The sequence below is a fragment of the Bradyrhizobium sp. S69 genome (assembly GCF_009766005.1).
Classification (GTDB): Bacteria; Pseudomonadota; Alphaproteobacteria; order Rhizobiales; family Xanthobacteraceae; genus Bradyrhizobium.
This window is the reverse complement of the sequence record NZ_LMUK01000028.1, coordinates 36,514-52,106: the sequence shown is the minus strand read 5'-3', so window position 1 is coordinate 52,106 and position 15,593 is coordinate 36,514. Positions and strand designations below refer to the sequence as shown.

General features: G+C 63.2%; 16 protein-coding genes. 9 read left to right on the top strand and 7 right to left on the bottom strand.

Annotation, left to right across the window (positions count from 1 at the left end; translation table 11 throughout):
- Positions 1 to 180 precede the first annotated feature (180 nt).
- The 6 genes from GSQ88_RS11985 to GSQ88_RS11960 all read left to right on the top strand — a co-directional run bounded on the left by GSQ88_RS11985 (position 181) and on the right by GSQ88_RS11960 (position 5,272).
- Positions 181 to 1,056, top strand: a complete 876-nt coding sequence (locus GSQ88_RS11985) for a metal ABC transporter substrate-binding protein (protein WP_159007961.1) — start codon at positions 181 to 183, stop codon at positions 1,054 to 1,056.
- 40 nt (positions 1,057 to 1,096) lie between these two features.
- Positions 1,097 to 2,167, top strand: a complete 1,071-nt coding sequence (locus GSQ88_RS11980) for a CobW family GTP-binding protein (RefSeq protein WP_159007960.1) — start codon at positions 1,097 to 1,099, stop codon at positions 2,165 to 2,167.
- On the top strand, positions 2,167 to 3,186 hold the full coding sequence (locus GSQ88_RS11975; RefSeq protein WP_174247989.1) for a WD40 repeat domain-containing protein: 1,020 nt from the start codon (positions 2,167 to 2,169) through the stop codon (positions 3,184 to 3,186). The genes GSQ88_RS11980 and GSQ88_RS11975 overlap by 1 nt, the downstream gene beginning before the upstream one ends.
- A gap of 34 nt (positions 3,187 to 3,220) precedes the next feature.
- Complete coding sequence (locus tag GSQ88_RS11970; protein WP_159007958.1) at positions 3,221 to 3,937, top strand: MgtC/SapB family protein; 717 nt, start codon at positions 3,221 to 3,223, stop codon at positions 3,935 to 3,937.
- Positions 3,938 to 4,048: 111 nt separating this feature from the next.
- Positions 4,049 to 4,378 (top strand): hypothetical protein, encoded by a 330-nt coding sequence (locus tag GSQ88_RS11965; RefSeq protein ID WP_159007957.1) that lies wholly within the window; start codon positions 4,049 to 4,051, stop codon positions 4,376 to 4,378.
- A 153-nt stretch (positions 4,379 to 4,531) separates the two neighbouring features.
- Positions 4,532 to 5,272, top strand: coding sequence for an acetoacetate decarboxylase (locus GSQ88_RS11960; RefSeq protein ID WP_159007956.1), 741 nt, complete (start codon positions 4,532 to 4,534; stop codon positions 5,270 to 5,272).
- A gap of 42 nt (positions 5,273 to 5,314) precedes the next feature.
- On the opposite strand, the gene GSQ88_RS11955 is transcribed toward GSQ88_RS11960, so the two are convergent.
- The 6 genes from GSQ88_RS11955 to GSQ88_RS11925 all read right to left on the bottom strand — a co-directional run bounded on the left by GSQ88_RS11955 (position 5,315) and on the right by GSQ88_RS11925 (position 10,494).
- On the bottom strand, positions 5,315 to 5,527 hold the full coding sequence (locus tag GSQ88_RS11955; protein WP_159007955.1) for a hypothetical protein: 213 nt from the start codon (positions 5,525 to 5,527) through the stop codon (positions 5,315 to 5,317).
- A 166-nt stretch (positions 5,528 to 5,693) separates the two neighbouring features.
- Complete coding sequence (locus tag GSQ88_RS11950) at positions 5,694 to 7,136, bottom strand: homospermidine synthase (protein ID WP_159007954.1); 1,443 nt, start codon at positions 7,134 to 7,136, stop codon at positions 5,694 to 5,696.
- A gap of 43 nt (positions 7,137 to 7,179) precedes the next feature.
- On the bottom strand, positions 7,180 to 7,566 hold the full coding sequence (locus tag GSQ88_RS11945) for a RidA family protein (protein WP_159007953.1): 387 nt from the start codon (positions 7,564 to 7,566) through the stop codon (positions 7,180 to 7,182).
- Between the two features lie 99 nt (positions 7,567 to 7,665).
- Positions 7,666 to 8,289 (bottom strand): GNAT family N-acetyltransferase, encoded by a 624-nt coding sequence (locus tag GSQ88_RS11940; RefSeq protein ID WP_159007952.1) that lies wholly within the window; start codon positions 8,287 to 8,289, stop codon positions 7,666 to 7,668.
- 122 nt (positions 8,290 to 8,411) lie between these two features.
- A complete protein-coding gene (locus GSQ88_RS11935) occupies positions 8,412 to 9,554 on the bottom strand; it encodes a type III PLP-dependent enzyme (protein ID WP_159007951.1) in 1,143 nt (380 codons plus the stop codon).
- A gap of 679 nt (positions 9,555 to 10,233) precedes the next feature.
- Entirely contained in the window at positions 10,234 to 10,494 is a 261-nt protein-coding gene (locus GSQ88_RS11925) for a hypothetical protein (RefSeq protein WP_159007950.1), read from the bottom strand.
- Between the two features lie 154 nt (positions 10,495 to 10,648).
- On the opposite strand from GSQ88_RS11925, the gene GSQ88_RS11920 reads away from it, so the two are divergent.
- Positions 10,649 to 12,739, top strand: a complete 2,091-nt coding sequence (locus tag GSQ88_RS11920; RefSeq protein WP_159007949.1) for a M3 family metallopeptidase — start codon at positions 10,649 to 10,651, stop codon at positions 12,737 to 12,739.
- Positions 12,740 to 12,874: 135 nt separating this feature from the next.
- On the opposite strand, the gene GSQ88_RS11915 is transcribed toward GSQ88_RS11920, so the two are convergent.
- Entirely contained in the window at positions 12,875 to 13,273 is a 399-nt protein-coding gene (locus GSQ88_RS11915) for an MAPEG family protein (RefSeq protein ID WP_159007948.1), read from the bottom strand.
- A gap of 82 nt (positions 13,274 to 13,355) precedes the next feature.
- Here GSQ88_RS11915 and hemH point away from each other — a divergent pair, with 82 nt between their 5' ends.
- Positions 13,356 to 14,417 (top strand): ferrochelatase, encoded by a 1,062-nt coding sequence (gene hemH / locus GSQ88_RS11910; protein ID WP_159007947.1) that lies wholly within the window; start codon positions 13,356 to 13,358, stop codon positions 14,415 to 14,417.
- 177 nt (positions 14,418 to 14,594) lie between these two features.
- Positions 14,595 to 15,593 (top strand): SPFH domain-containing protein, encoded by a 999-nt coding sequence (locus GSQ88_RS11905; RefSeq protein ID WP_159007946.1) that lies wholly within the window; start codon positions 14,595 to 14,597, stop codon positions 15,591 to 15,593.

Genomic DNA, 15,593 nt, shown 5'->3' with positions numbered 1-15,593 from the left:
AAGTATCTGTTTCCACGCGCTCGGCGTCAGCTTCACCTCTCCCCTTGTGGGAGAGGTCGGATCGCATGGAATGCGATCCGGGTGAGGGGTCCAGGCCTATCGATAGGTCGTAACCCCTCACCCCAACCCTCTCCCACAAGGGGAGAGGGGGCGCGCTGCCGCTCGGGCTTAGTACCGAGAATGAGATTTTGGCTCGTAGCTCTGCTGCTTGCGGCATTGGCTTCGCCGGCCTGCGCGCAAGATCGCCTCAACATCGTCGCCAGCTTCTCCATCCTCGGTGATTTCGCCAAAAACGTCGGCGGCGATCGAATCGAGGTGGCGACGCTGGTTGGCGCCAATGGCGACGTTCACGTCTATACGCCGGCGCCGGCCGATGCGAAGAAGATCGCCGACGCCAAGCTTGTGATCATCAACGGTTTTGCGCTGGAAGGCTGGCTGCCGCGGCTGGTGCAGTCCTCCGGCAGCAAGGCCAGGATCGTCACCGCGACCGACGGCATCGCCCCGCGCGTATTGGGTGTAGCGGACGATCCGCATGCCTGGCAGTCGGTCGCCAATGCCAAGGTCTATGTCGCCAATATCCGCGACGCGCTGATGGCCGCCGATCCCGCCGACGGCGCGGTATTTCGCGCCAATGCGGAGGGCTATCTGGCCAAACTCGACGGGCTCGATCGCGACGTCAAAACCGCGATGGCGCAGATCCCGCCTGACCACCGCAAGGTGATCTCGACCCACGATGCCTTCGGCTATTTTGCCGCGGCTTACGGCGTCGAATTCATCGCGCCGCTGGGCGTTTCCACCGATTCGGAGCCCAGCGCCCGCGATATCGCCGGCATCATCACCCAGATCCGGGCAGCGAAAATCCCGGCAATTTTCCTCGAAAATATCAGCGATCCGCGGCTGATGCAGCGGATCGCGGCCGAGACCGGCGCCCGCATCGGCGGAACGCTGTATTCCGACAGTTTAACGGGCGAAAAGGGCGAGGCCCCCACTTACATTGATATGGTCAGGCACAATATAAAGGCCCTGACCGATGCGCTTGACCAGGGGCCCCCCTGATGCCGGTTGCGCCGCAAAATTCCCGATGTTCGGAGTTGTTATGCCAGAATTGACGTCCCAAAAAATCCCCGTGACCGTGCTGACGGGCTATCTCGGCGCCGGCAAGACCACGCTGCTCAACCGCATCCTGTCGGAGAACCACGGCAAGAAATACGCCGTGATCGTCAACGAATTCGGCGAGATCGGCATCGACAATGATTTGATCATCGGCGCGGACGAGGAAGTCTTCGAGATGAACAATGGCTGCGTCTGCTGCACCGTGCGCGGCGACCTGGTGCGCATTCTCGAGGGCCTGATGAAGCGCAAGGGCAAGTTCGACGCCATCATCGTCGAGACCACCGGGCTCGCCGATCCGGCGCCGGTGGCGCAGACCTTTTTCGTCGACGAGGACGTGCAGAAGAACGCCCGGCTCGACGCGGTGGTCACGGTGGCCGACGCCAGATGGCTGAGCGACCGGCTCAAGGATGCGCCGGAAGCCAAGAACCAGATCGCGTTCGCCGACGTCATCGTGCTCAACAAGACCGATCTGGTTTCGAAGGCCGAACTGGCCGAGGTCGAGGCCCGGATTCGCGCCATCAACCCCTATGCCAAGCTGCACCGCACCGAGCGCTGCCAGGTCGCGCTGTCGGATGTGCTGGAGCGCGGCGCGTTCGATCTCGATCGTATCCTGGAAATCGAACCGGAATTCCTCGAGACCGGCGACGGCCACGATCATCATGACCACGATCACGGTCATGGCCACGACCATCATCATGATCACGGCCATAGCCACGATACCCACAGCCATGGCGGGCTGAAGCATTATCACGACGAGGACATGCAATCGCTGTCGCTGCGGACCAGCAAACCGCTCGATGCCACCAAATTCATGCCCTGGCTGCAGGGCCTGGTCGCCGCCGAGGGTGCCAAGATTCTGCGCTCAAAGGGCATTTTGTCGTTCAGCGACGATGACGACCGCTATGTGTTCCAGGGTGTGCATATGATGCTCGAGGGCGACCATCAGCGGAAATGGAAAGACGGCGAGTCCCGCGAGAGCCGCCTGGTTTTCATCGGTCGCGAGCTGCCGGAACAGTTGATCCGTGACGGCTTCGAAAGCTGCATCACCACGTGATGAAACAGTTCGAGTCGGACGACAATTCAGCCTCCATCATTTCGGTCACCGACAAGGTGCGGCCGCTGGCGCTCGGCATGCCGGTGATCGCGGTGCATTTCCTGGGTGATCGGGCGGCCTTTATCGGGGCCGAGGAAAACGTCGCGTTGGTCGATGGGGCCGGCGAGATTTCCACGGTCGTGGTCCATGGCGGCGGCATCCTGTGCGTCGCCACCGATGGGGCGCGCATCGTGATGGGCGGCGATGACGGCAAGTTGGTCGCGCTGGACAAAAAAGGCGAGACGGCGCTGCTCGCGACCGATCCGAAGCGGCGCTGGATCGACAATGTCGCGCTGCATCCCGACGGTGCGGTGGCGTGGTCGGCCGGCAAGACGGCGTTCGTGCGCAGCGGCAAGGCCGAGGAAAAATCCTTCGAGGTGCCGTCGACCGTCGGCGGACTGGCGTTTGCACCAAAAGGCGTGCGCCTTGCGGTCGCCCATTACAACGGCGTGACCCTGTGGTTTCCCAACATGGCCGCCAACGCCGAAGTTCTGGAATGGGCGGGCTCGCATCTCGGCGTGGTGTTCTCGCCGGACAACAAGTTCCTGGTCACCGCGATGCATGAGCCGGCGCTGCACGGCTGGCGGCTGGCGGATCACCGGCACATGCGCATGACCGGCTATCCGGGACGGGTCCGCTCGATGTCGTGGAGCGCGGGCGGCAAGGCGCTGGCGACCTCGGGCGCCGACAGCGTGATCATGTGGCCGTTCGCCAGCAAGGACGGTCCGATGGGCAAGGAGCCCGCGATGTTCGCGCCGCTGCAGGCGCGCGTCTCGATGGTCGCCTGCCATCCCAAGCAGGATATCCTCGCGGTCGGCTACAGCGACGGCACCATCCTGATGGTCCGGATGACGGATGGCGCCGAGATCCTGGTGCGCAAGAATGGCGGCGCGGCCGTCTCCGCGCTGGCCTGGAATCCAAAAGGCACGCTGCTGGCGTTCGCCGCCGAAGATGGTGACGGCGGCTTGCTGGAGTTGTGATAGATAGCCTCCAGTCGCCTGACTGGGGAGCCCGATGCGATTCCTGACGACCTTTCAGCTCTACGATTTCCTCGACACGCTGGTCAGCCTCGTCACAGCCTTCGTGCTCGGCGCCCTGATCGGTGCCGAGCGGCAATACCGGCAGCGCACCGCGGGGCTTCGCACCAACGTGCTGGTCGCGGTCGGCGCTGCCGCGTTCGTCGACCTCGCGATGCACATCGCCGGCGCCGATGGCGCGGTGCGCGTGATCGCCTATGTGGTGTCGGGAATCGGCTTCCTCGGCGCCGGCGTCATCATGAAGCAGGGGCTCGATGTACGCGGCCTCAACACCGCGGCCACGCTGTGGGCATCCGCCGCGGTAGGATCCTGTGCCGGCGCCGACATGGTGGCGCAGGCAGCGGCGCTGACCGTGTTCGTGCTCGCCGGCAATACCCTGCTGCGGCCGCTCGTGAATGCCATCAATCGCATTCCGCTCGATGCGCAATCGTCGGAAGCGACGTACGAGTTCAAGCTCGCCGTCACGCCGGAGGCGCTGCCTGCGATGCGCGATCGGCTGGTGGAGCAACTGGAAAAGGCCAATTATCCGGTGGCCGATGTCGAGGTCGTCGAGCATGGCGACGATCTCCTGGAGATCGTGGCGAGACTGGTCTCTACCGCGATCCATCCGGCCGAACTCGAAGCGGTGGTGGCTGATCTGGAGCGGCAGCCGGGCGTTCGCCATGCCACCTGGGAAGTCAGCACCAAGGATTGATTGCGGCTGTTCGGAGGAGTGACCTCCGTATTCCCGGGTCGCGCCCTGGACGTGCCTTGGAACCATGCTTCGCCATATCCGTTGAAATGGAGAAACAACGGACGGTGAAACATGACCCCGGACCACAGGAAACGCGCGGATAAAAAAGACCTGCTGCTGGCCTCCATGATGGTTGTGGCGGGGCTTGCGGTATCTGGCTTCGCGCTGGGCAGCCTCGCCGCCGACGGGCAAACGCGAATGGCGCAGGCGACGCCGCCGCTGCAGGGGACGCCTTCGACCACCCAGGGCCAGGCGCCTGCCGAAGCAAAACCCGGTGGCGCGCGTCCGACCACGCCGGCGCCGGAGCCCGCGCGCCCGGACGCCGAGGCGCAAAAGAACGGCGCCACGCCGGCGTTGCCGCCGGCGCCCGCCGAGAAGACCGCTCCGCCGATCAAGCAATGATCATTTAGGGGCATTTGGTCCGCCCGGTCATTGGGTTCGGCCATATGACCGCGTGACGACGATCGGCAGCCTGCTGCCGATTTTACGGCCTCGATTGTTGGCAGGCGCTGCGGCATAATTATCGGCAGCGCGGATCAACCAACGAGGTGAATGATGAAGATCGACGATGTCAGGCGAACCGCCTATTCGATGCCGCTGACCAATCCGTCGTTTCCGCCCGGGCCTTATCGATTCTACAATCGGGAATATTTCGTCATCACCTATCGGACCGATCCGGAAGCGCTGGCCGCCGTGGTGCCGGAGCCGCTGGAGATCACGGATTCGGTGGTCAAATATGAATTCATCCGGATGCCCGACTCGACCGGCTTCGGCGACTACACCGAAACCGGGCAGGTGATTCCGGTCCGTTTCAACGGCGAGGACGGCGCCTATACCCACGCAATGTATCTCGACGACGATGCGCCGATCGCCGGCGGCCGCGAGCTATGGGGATTTCCCAAGAAGCGCGCCACACCCAAGATCGAAGTCGAAAGCGATGTATTGGTGGGATCGCTGCATTACGGCTCCGTGCTCTGCGCCTCGGCCACCATGGGCTACAAGCACCGTCAGGCCGATCATGATGCGGTGCTCAAGAGCATGAAGGCGCCGAATTTCATCCTGAAGATCATCCCGCATGTCGATGGCACTCCGCGGATTTGCGAACTGGTGCGCTTCAGTCTCGAGGATATCACCTTGAAAGAGGCCTGGACCGGCCCCGCGGCGCTCGGCCTGTTCCCGCACGCCCTCGCCGACGTTTCGCGGCTGCCGGTGCGCGAGGTGGTCTCGGCGCTGCATTTCAAGGCCGACCTCACGCTCGGCCTCGGCAGCGTGGCGTTCGATTATCTGGCGAAGTAAATCGTCGTCACCGGGTCAAGCCCGCGTATGACAACTGGCCGATCAGCGCGCGCCCTTGAGCGTGCAGGATGTGGAGCAGGTGGTGATCACGCCGCGATCGCAGGCGATGCACGCCGCCATGCATTGGTTCATGTCTTTGGGATGGTACGGGCTGTAAAGCTTGTTGGCGCAGTTGATCGAGCCCGTCACGTCGTTGTCGGGCTTGCAACCAGCCAGCGCAACCGCCGCAAGGACGATAGCGATCATCGCGCGCATGCTCACCGCTCCACTGAGGAGCCGTCGCGAGAACGAAGCCGCCGCGACGGCTCAGGGCCTTCGCATCAGAACTAATCCGCCAGCTTGGCGCGATATGATTAATCAGGGGTTACGATGCGCATCCCCTGATCCGAAAATGGCCGGCGCCGTGGCGCGACCCGATGCCTCAGCGCACCAGCACATTCTTGAACTGCCAGGGGTCGCTGAGGTCGATATCCTCCGGGAACAGTCCCGGACGACCCGTGAGCGGCGTCCAGTCGGTGTAATAGCCCTTCACCGGGCCGAGATACGGCAGCTGGATTTCCAGCAAACGATCGAAATCCATCTCGTCGGCTTCGACGATGCCTTCGCTCGGGTTTTCCAGCGCCCACACCATGCCGCCGAGCACGGCGGAGGTCACTTGCAGGCCGGTGGCGTTCTGATAGGGCGCGAGTTTGCGGGTCTCCTCGATCGAGAGCTGCGAGCCGTACCAGTAGGCATTGTTGTCATGGCCGAACAGCAGCACGCCGAGTTCGTCGATGCCATCGACGATTTCGTTCTCATCGAGGATGTGATGCTTCTCCTGCATTTTCGCGGCGCGGCCGAACATTTCATGCAGCGACAGCACGGCATCGTCGGCCGGATGATAGGCATAGTGGCAGGTCGGCCGATAGATCGCCGTGCCCGATGCGTCACGCACCGTGAAGTAATCGGCGATCGAGATCGACTCGTTGTGGGTGACGAGGAAGCCGTACTGCGCGCCACGGGTCGGGCACCAGGTGCGCACGCGGGTGTCGGCGCCGGGCTGCATCAGATAGATGGCGGCGCCGCAGCCTGCTTCGTGGGTATGCGCATTCTCGGGCATCCATTTTTCATGGGTGCCCCAACCGAGTTCGGACGGCTGCACGCCTTCCGACAGGAAACCTTCGACCGACCAGGTGTTGACGAAGACGTCCGGCTCTTTCGGCGACTTGGAGCGCTGAGTGTCGCGTTCGGCGATGTGGATGCCCTTGACGCCAGCCTGCCGCATCAAGTCCGCCCATTCGGCTTTGGTCTTCGGCTTGGGAGCATTGAGCTTCAGATCGGCGGCGACATTGAGCAGCGCCTGCTTGGCGAAAAAAGAGACCATGCCGGGATTGGCGCCACAGCAGGAGACGGCCGTCGTGGAGCCCGCGGGGCGCGCCTTCTTGGCGGCCAGCGTCACCTCGCGAAGCGCGTAGTTGGAGCGCGCTTCCGGGCCCTTCGAGGAATCGAAATAGAAGCCGAGCCAGGGCTCGTTGACGGTGTCGATGTAAAGAGCGCCAAGTTCGTTGCAGAGCTCCATGATGTCGGTAGAGCCGGTATCGACCGAGAGATTGACGCAAAAACCCTGGCCGCCGCCTTCCGTGAGCAGCGGGGTGAGCAAGTCGCGATAATTGTCCTTGGTCACGCCCTGCTGGATGAATCTGACATTGTGCTTCTCGCAATGTGCCTTGCGGCCCTCGTCCTTGGGATCGATCACGGTAACGCGCGACTTGTCGTAATCGAGATGCCGCTCGATCATCGGCAACGTGCCTTTGCCGATGGAGCCGAAGCCAACCATGACGATGGGGCCGGTAATCTTCGCGTAGATCTGCGAGGCGGGGCTCATAATGGTCTCCAGTCGTAACAGGGCTAACGGCTGAGCAGGGGGATTAGGTGGTACGCTTGGCAGTCACTTCGATCTCGACCTTCATCTCGGGCTTGTAGAGCCCGGCGACGACCAAGAGGGTTGCGGCGGGACGGATCTCGCCGAAGACTTCGCCGCAGACCGCGAAGTGGGCGTCCGCGTCCTTGGCGTCGGTGATGTAATAGGTCGCGCGGACGATGTCGGTCATCGCGAAGCCGCCCTCTTTCAGGGCCGCTTCGATGGTCTTGAAGCAGTTTCGTGTCTGGCTCGTGACATCGGCGGGCATCGTCATGGTGCTGTAGTCATAGCCGGTGGTCCCCGAAACGAAGGCAAAATCACCGTCGATCACGGCGCGGCTGTAGCCGGCGGTCCGCTCAAAAGGCGAGCCGGTGGAAATCAGGCGGCGTGGCATTTGTGGACCTCAAAAAGCGGGTTTGGCGCGGTTTACGGGGTTTTCGCCGGGGAGCGCAAGTTTTCGCTACCTCACCGGGAACGCTTCATCATGGCGCGTTCAGGCCGCGTGCGGCACGAGCTGCGCCGCCTTGCTGGCGCGGGACGCCCCCCGCTTCGAGACGGTGTTCGGCAGCAAGGCTCCCGTCGGCGCGATCATGCCCCGGGCGCCGTCGAGCGCGCCTTGGCGCAGTTCGAGCCCGAGCAGGCGGTCGCGCTCGAACGGGCCGGGCAACGCCAGCTCCGAGGTCTTGGCGGGCGAGAAGCCGAAGCGGGCGTAATAGGGGGCGTCGCCGAGCAGGATGACCGCGCCATGGCCAAGCGCCGTCGCCGCCGCAAGCGCCTGCTCCATGAGCGCAGCCCCGACGCCGAGCTCGCGGCAGCTATCATCTACCGCGAGCGGGCCGAGCATGAGCGCCGGGACATCCCCGGCGCTGACGTGCCACAACCGCACGGTTCCAACCAGCCGTTCTTGCCCGTCCTGGCGCACGACCGACAGGGCAAGGCCTTCGGCGGGCGCGCGTCCGTCGCGCAGGCGCTGGCAGGTGCGCGTATGGCGGTTCGCGCCAAAGCAGGCATCCAGCAGCGCTTCGCGCGCAACGACGTCGGATGCTCGTTCCGCACGGATCGCGAACGGAGCGGCATTCGGCAGCAGGGCAATGGTGGTGTTCCGCAGAGCAGTCATGGCACGTCAGTCCTCACTTCCAACGGCGATCGGGCCGCCGGAAGCGTTGTCGGAAATTTCAAAAATGCAGGATGAGAGCCGGCGCGCCGGCTCCCGGTTAGTCAGGCCTCAATAAGATGAGGTCAGATGTGGTAGGTCCGCAGTGGCGGGATGCCGTTGAACGCCACCGACGAGTAGGTCGATGTATAGGCGCCGGTGCCTTCGATCAGCAGCTTGTCGCCGATCTCGAGCGTAACCGGGAGCGGATACGGCATCTTCTCGTACAGCACGTCGGCGGAATCGCAGGTCGGTCCCGCGAGCACGCACGGCGTCATGTCCGCACCGTCATGCGGCGTGCGGATGGCGTAGCGGATCGACTCGTCCATCGTCTCGGCGAGACCGCCGAACTTGCCGATGTCCAGATACACCCAGCGCACCTCGTCCTCGTCGCTCTTCTTGGAGATCAGAACGACTTCGGTTTCGATGATGCCAGCATTACCGACCATGCCGCGGCCCGGTTCGATGATGGTCTCGGGGATCTGGTTGCCGAAATGCTTGCGCAGCGCACGGAAGATCGACCGGCCGTACTGCACGACCGGAGGAACGTCCTTGAGGTACTTGGTCGGGAACCCTCCGCCCATGTTGACCATGGACAGGTTGATCCCGCGTTCGGCGCAGTCACGGAACACCGTCGAGGCCATCGCCAGCGCACGGTCCCACGCCTTCACCTTGCGCTGCTGCGAGCCGACATGGAACGAGATGCCGACCGGCTCCAGGCCCAGACGCTTGGCGAGGTCGAGCACTTCGACGGCCATTTCCGGATCGCAGCCGAACTTGCGCGACAGCGGCCATTCGGCGCCCGCGCAGTCATACAGAATGCGGCAGAACACCTTGGCGCCGGGAGCGGCACGGGCGATCTTCTCGACCTCGGCGGAGCAATCGACCGCGAACAGGCGAATGCCGAGCGCGAAGGCGCGTGCGATGTCGCGCTCCTTCTTGATCGTATTGCCATAGGAGACGCGGTCGGGCGTCGCCCCCGCAGCCAGCGCCATTTCGATTTCGGCGACCGTCGCGGTGTCGAAGCACGAGCCCATCGAGGCCAGCAGCGACAGCACCTCCGGCGCCGGATTTGCCTTCACCGCGTAGAACACGCGGCTGTCCGGCAAGGCCTTGGCAAAGGTCTGATAATTGTCGCGCACGACCTCAAGGTCGACCACGAGGCACGGCTCGGTGTCCTGGCCCTCGCTGCGGCGGTTGCGCAGGAATTCCTGAATACGTTCGGTCATAGCACTCTCCCGAACGGTCCCAGCGACGGGGATTCCGTTCAAAAAATGATGTCGGATAAGAGCGCTCCGGCCACATCGCGCGATGGAGGCGCGACGAAGCCAAAAGACTCAAACCAGACTGTGCTGCCGTGGATTGGTTGGGATTGCTCCCGCCCGCTCACCTGGCAATGAAGGACAAGCCTTTTCAGTAGCCCGCGCCGGCGTTGGAATGCCGGTAGAGACCAAAAAAGCCCGATCCGTCGTTGCTTTAAGTCGCGTCCCCCGTTGAGAACGAGGTGCGCCGGTTCGCCTCCGGCTGCCAGTCACGGTTGCAAAGGATGGAGAGACCTTCAGCGGCATCCCTTGAGAGAGATGCTGGCCTTTCAAGCCTAGAATGACTTGAGCGACCCTCGGTTCTTCATCCCTTGGCGGCTGTCCGGCCTCTTGTCCGGATACCTACCGACTGACACACGACCACAGGCACGTGCGAAATTGGGCAAGAAGGCAAATAAGGTTTTTGAGTTCGCTGTGCAAGATTTTTTTTGCGCTGCGGGTAAATTTCTTCCGCGGGTGTGCAAAAGCACCACTGAATCTGAACAGCCGTTAAGTTTCTTTAACGAGAAGTGAGCGTTTGAGGCCTGCGGCGCAGTGCTTTCTTGGCTTCAGCTTCCGCCTCGAATGCTTTGTCGGCCTGTCGTGCTCAGGCGCGCCGGGTGAACGGCTCGACGCGCTGCGCGGCGCGGATGAAGGCGATCATGACGAGCACGCCGATCCCAAACAGCACCGCTTGCAGCACATGCGCGCCAGTGTCGCCGAGCCCGAACAGGATCGCGAGCGCCCAGCCGCCGGCAAAGGCTGCGCCAAACACCTCGGCGCCGATCAGGATTGCCGCGCTGATCACGGTAACGACGCTGGGCCAGGCGATCTGGCGGGAGGCGGTCGGGGCGGGTTGCGCGTTCATCTTCTGGATCCTGTTTGAGGGGCGCAATCTCTCCGAAAAGTCCCCTGCTATCAAGCGCAAAAGGCCTAAAAAAGCCCGATCGCGTGATATAGGTCGGCGATCCAAGCCTTGAGTATTTGGGCTTGAACCATTTTGGCGAAAAACGGGAATTGTGATGTCAGAAAACCTGCAAACCGCGGCCGCTGCTCCAGCCTCGGCGAACCCGCTTCTCACGCCCTGGCAGACGCCGTTCGAGACGCCGCCGTTCGCCGCGATTGCCCCTGAGCACTTCCTGCCCGCCTTCGAGCAGGCCTTCGCCGACCATTCGGCCGAAGTCGCCGCGATCACCCACGATCCGTCGGCGCCGGATTTCGCCAACACCATCACCGCGCTGGAACGTGCGGGCAAGCTGCTCTCCCGGGTGGCGGCGGTGTTCTACGATCTGGTGTCGGCGCATTCCAACCCGGCGCTGCTCGAGGTCGACAAGGAGGTGTCGTTGCGGATGGCCCGGCACTGGAATCCGATCATGATGAACGCGGTGCTGTTCGGCCGGATCGCGCTGTTGCACCACAATCGCGCCACGTTCGGGCTGACCGGCGAACAGATGCGGCTTTTGGAGCGCACCTACACCCGCTTCCATCGTGCCGGCGCCGGCCTCGACGAGGCCGCCAAGAAGCGGATGGCCAAGATCAACGAGCGGTTGGCCCATCTCGGTACCACATTCAGCCATCATCTGCTCGGCGACGAGCAGCAATGGGCCATGGAGCTCGGCGAGGGCGATCGAGAGGGCCTGTCGGACAGCTTTGTCGCGGCGGCAAAGGCGGCGGCCGAGGAGCGTGGCATGGCCGGCAAGGCCGTCATGACGCTGTCGCGGTCGTTTGTGGAGCCGTTCCTCAAGAGCTCGTCCCGGCGCGACCTGCGTGAGAAGGTCTTCAAGGCGTTCACGGCGCGCGGCGACAACACCAACGACAACGACAATAACGAGACCATCGTCGAGATCCTCAGTCTGCGCGAGGAGAGCGCCAAGCTGCTCGGCTTCCCGACCTTCGCCGCCTACCGGCTGGAGGATTCGATGGCCAAGACGCCGGAAGCCGTGCGGGGCCTGTTGGAGCGGGTCTGGAAGCCCGCCCGGGCCCGCGCTTTGGCCGACCGTGATGCCTTGCAGGCGCTGGTGGCGGAGGAGGGTGGCAATTTTGCGCTGGCGCCGTGGGACTGGCGCTATTACGCGGAAAGGCTGCGGCAGGCCAAAGCCAATTTCGACGACGCCGCGATCAAGCCTTACCTGGCGCTCGACCACATGATCGAGGCCGCCTTCGACTGCGCCACCAGGCTGTTCGGTGTGACGTTCTCCGAGCGCAAGGATATTCCGGTCTGGCATCCGGATGTGCGGGTCTGGGAGGTCAGGGATAGCGCGGGCAGGCACAAAGCGCTGTTCTATGGCGATTACTTTGCCCGGTCCTCGAAGCGCTCCGGCGCCTGGATGACCTCGCTGCGCGACCAGCAGAAGCTCGACGGCGAGATCGCGCCGCTGGTGATCAATGTCTGCAATTTCTCTAAGGGCGCCGAGGGCGAGCCGTCGCTGCTATCGCCGGACGATGCGCGCACGCTGTTTCACGAATTCGGCCACGGCCTGCACGGCATGATGTCGGACGTGACCTATCCGTCGCTGTCGGGCACCAGCGTGTTCACGGATTTCGTCGAGCTGCCGTCGCAGCTTTACGAGCATTGGCAAGAGCAGCCGCAGGTGCTGCGCCAGTTTGCCCGGCACTACCAGACCGGCGAGCCGCTGCCGGATGATCTGCTCAAGCGCTTCATCGCCGCGCGAAAATTCAACCAGGGCTTTGCCACCGTGGAATTCGTCTCCTCGGCGCTGATCGATCTCGAATTCCACACCCAGCCAGCCGCGGCGAGCCGCGACGTGCGGGCGTTCGAGCGCCAGGAGCTGGAAAAAATCGGGATGCCGGCCGAAATCTCGCTGCGGCACCGGCCGCAGCAATTCGGCCATATCTTCTCCGGCGATCATTACGCGTCGGGCTATTACAGCTACATGTGGTCGGAAGTGATGGATGCCGACGCGTTCGGCGCCTTCGAGGAGGCCGGCAATATCTTCGATCCGGCCACCGCCAAGCGCCTGCTCGACGATATCTATGCCTCCGGCGGTTCGCGCGATCCGGAAGACGCCTATGTCGCCTTCCGCGGCCGCGAGCCGGAGCCCGACGCGCTGCTGCGTCGCCGCGGTCTGCTGGAAACGCCCGAAGCTGCCTGACAAAAGAGGCGGCGTGAGCAGGGCGTGAATCGGGGCTCTAGTCTTTTGTCTTGACGCGTTTTCTTGACGCGAACCGGTGCCCACGGAGCCTGTCATCGGGCGCGCATTTGCGCGACCCGTTGGCTTGAAAACGCTCTAGATCGGCAGATAATTGCGGATCGCGGGCATGAAGAAGATCGCGGTGTTGATCACAAAGCCGATCGCCCACAGGATCGACCGCAGCGTCGGCCGGTTGCCCAGATAGGTGAGGACGTAAGCGATCCGCACGATCAGGAACAGGATCGCCAATTCATTGACAAAGCGCTGCGGGCCGCCGCGGAACTCCGCCAGCAGCACGGCGATCGCGAAGAACGGAAACGTCTCGATGCCGTTCTGGTGCGCGCCCAGCGCCCGGGCTCCGATCGGATCTTCATAAAAAGCCGGATCGCGCGGGTTGGCGTTGTCGAAACGGCGAAAACCGATCCACTTGATCGGCGCGATCGTCAGCAGATACAGCATCAGCGCGGCGAAAACGCACCATTCGGCGATCGTCATGGTTCCTCCCAGCCAGCGCCAAGCCTAGCGAAGCTGACGTTATCTTGACAAGGATGGAGCAACGCGCGAAGCCCCTGATCTCATGACAGTGATCGTTCCCATCGACGGCGCCAAAGCAAGCGTTAAGGAAAGCGGCGCGGCTGCTGCCGCCGGCACCCGGGAACGCGTCGGCGTGCTGCTGGTCAATCTCGGCACGCCCGATACCGCCGATACCAGGGGCGTGCGGGTCTATCTGAAGGAGTTCCTGTCCGATCCGCGGGTAATCGAAAACCAGGGGCTGGTGTGGAAGCTGGCGCTCAACGGCGTTATCCTGCGCACCCGCCCGGCGCGCAAGGCGCGCGATTACCTCAAGATCTGGAACACCGAAAACAACGAGTCCCCGCTCAAGACCATCACCCGGGCCCAATCCGAGAAGCTTGCCGCGGCGATCGCGGATCATGACCATGTCGTGGTCGATTGGGCGATGCGCTACGGCAATCCGTCGATCCGCTCGCGCATCGACGCCCTGACGGCGCAAGGCTGCGACCGGCTGCTGGTGGTACCGCTCTATCCGCAATATTCGGCGGCGACGTCGGCGACCGTCTGCGACGAGGTATTCGCGGTGCTTCGCACCATGCGTGCGCAGCCGACCTTGCGGGTGAGCCCGCCTTATTACGACGATCCGAATTACATCGAGGCGCTGGCGGTTTCGATCAACGCGCATCTGGCGACCCTGCCGTTCGTGCCGGAACTGATCGTGGCCTCGTTTCACGGCATGCCGCAAAAATACATCGACAAGGGCGATCCCTACCAGTCGCAATGCGTCGCGACCACCGATGCATTGCGCCAGCGCATGGGGCTGGACGCCGGAAAGCTGCTGCTGACTTTCCAGTCGCGCTTCGGCTTCGACCAGTGGCTAAAACCCTACACCGACAAGACGATCGAGCAACTGGCGAAAGACGGCGTGCGCCGCATCGCCGTCGTCACGCCCGGTTTCTCGGCCGATTGCCTCGAGACGCTGGAGGAAATCGCGCAGGAGAACGCCGAGATCTTCAAGCACCATGGCGGCGAGCAATTTGCCGCGATTCCCTGCCTGAACGACAGCGAGCCCGGCATGGACGTGATCCGCCAGCTGGTGCTGCGCGAGCTGCAAGGCTGGCTATAGTCGCTGGATATCATCGCAAGATTTATGACAAGTCTTGTGTCGGGCTTGCTGGCGTTTCGAACCTTACATCTGGGCTTGGCGACCAAAGGAGGTTCGCCGCACCGCAAAGCGTGTTAACGTTTTGCGGTACGGTGCGATCTGCGTTTCACGCGGCCTTCGGTCGTCAGGGAGAGCTTTATGGACGGGTTTAGTATTTTCGCCATTGCGGTGGTGCTGCTGGTCATCTTCACGCTGTTTGCCGGCGTCAAGACGGTGCCGCAGGGCTATGACTGGACCATCGAGCGGTTCGGCAAATACACCCGCACATTGGCGCCCGGGCTCAACATCATCATCCCCTATTTCGACCGGGTCGGCCGCAAGATCAACATGATGGAGCAGGTGATCAACATTCCGGAGCAGGAAGTGATCACCAAGGACAACGCCACCGTGACGGTGGACGGCGTTGCGTTCTACCAGGTGTTCGACGCCGCGAAGGCAAGCTACGAGGTTTCCAATCTCAACCAGGCGATCATCGTATTGACGATGACCAACATTCGCTCGGTGATGGGGTCGATGGACCTCGACCAGGTGCTGTCGCATCGCGACGAGATCAACGAGCGATTGCTGCGCGTGGTCGACGCGGCGGTGTCGCCGTGGGGATTGAAGGTCAACCGCATCGAGATCAAGGACATCGTGCCGCCCGCCGACCTGGTCGAGGCGATGGGACGCCAGATGAAGGCCGAGCGCGTCAAGCGCGCGGATATTCTGCAAGCCGAAGGCCAGCGCCAATCGGAGATCCTTCGGGCGGAAGGCGCAAAACAGGGCCAGATACTGCAGGCCGAGGGCCGCAAGGAAGCCGCATTCCGGGACGCCGAGGCGCGCGAGCGTTCCGCCGAAGCGGAAGCCAGGGCGACGCAGATGGTCTCTGAAGCGATTGCGAAAGGCGACGTCGCCGCGCTGAATTATTTCATCGCCGACAAATACATCAAGGCGTTCGGGCAACTGGCGGACTCGCCGAACCAGAAGATCATCATGCTGCCGATCGAGGCCGTGAGCATTCTCGGCTCGCTCGCCGGCATCGGCGAAATCGCAAAAGCCACCTTCGGCGAAAGCGCCGCCTCGGCACAGGCCGCCGCGCGCCGCGGCTCGGTGCCGAGCACCGGGTCAACCCCACCGCCGATAACGCCGCCGCGGTAA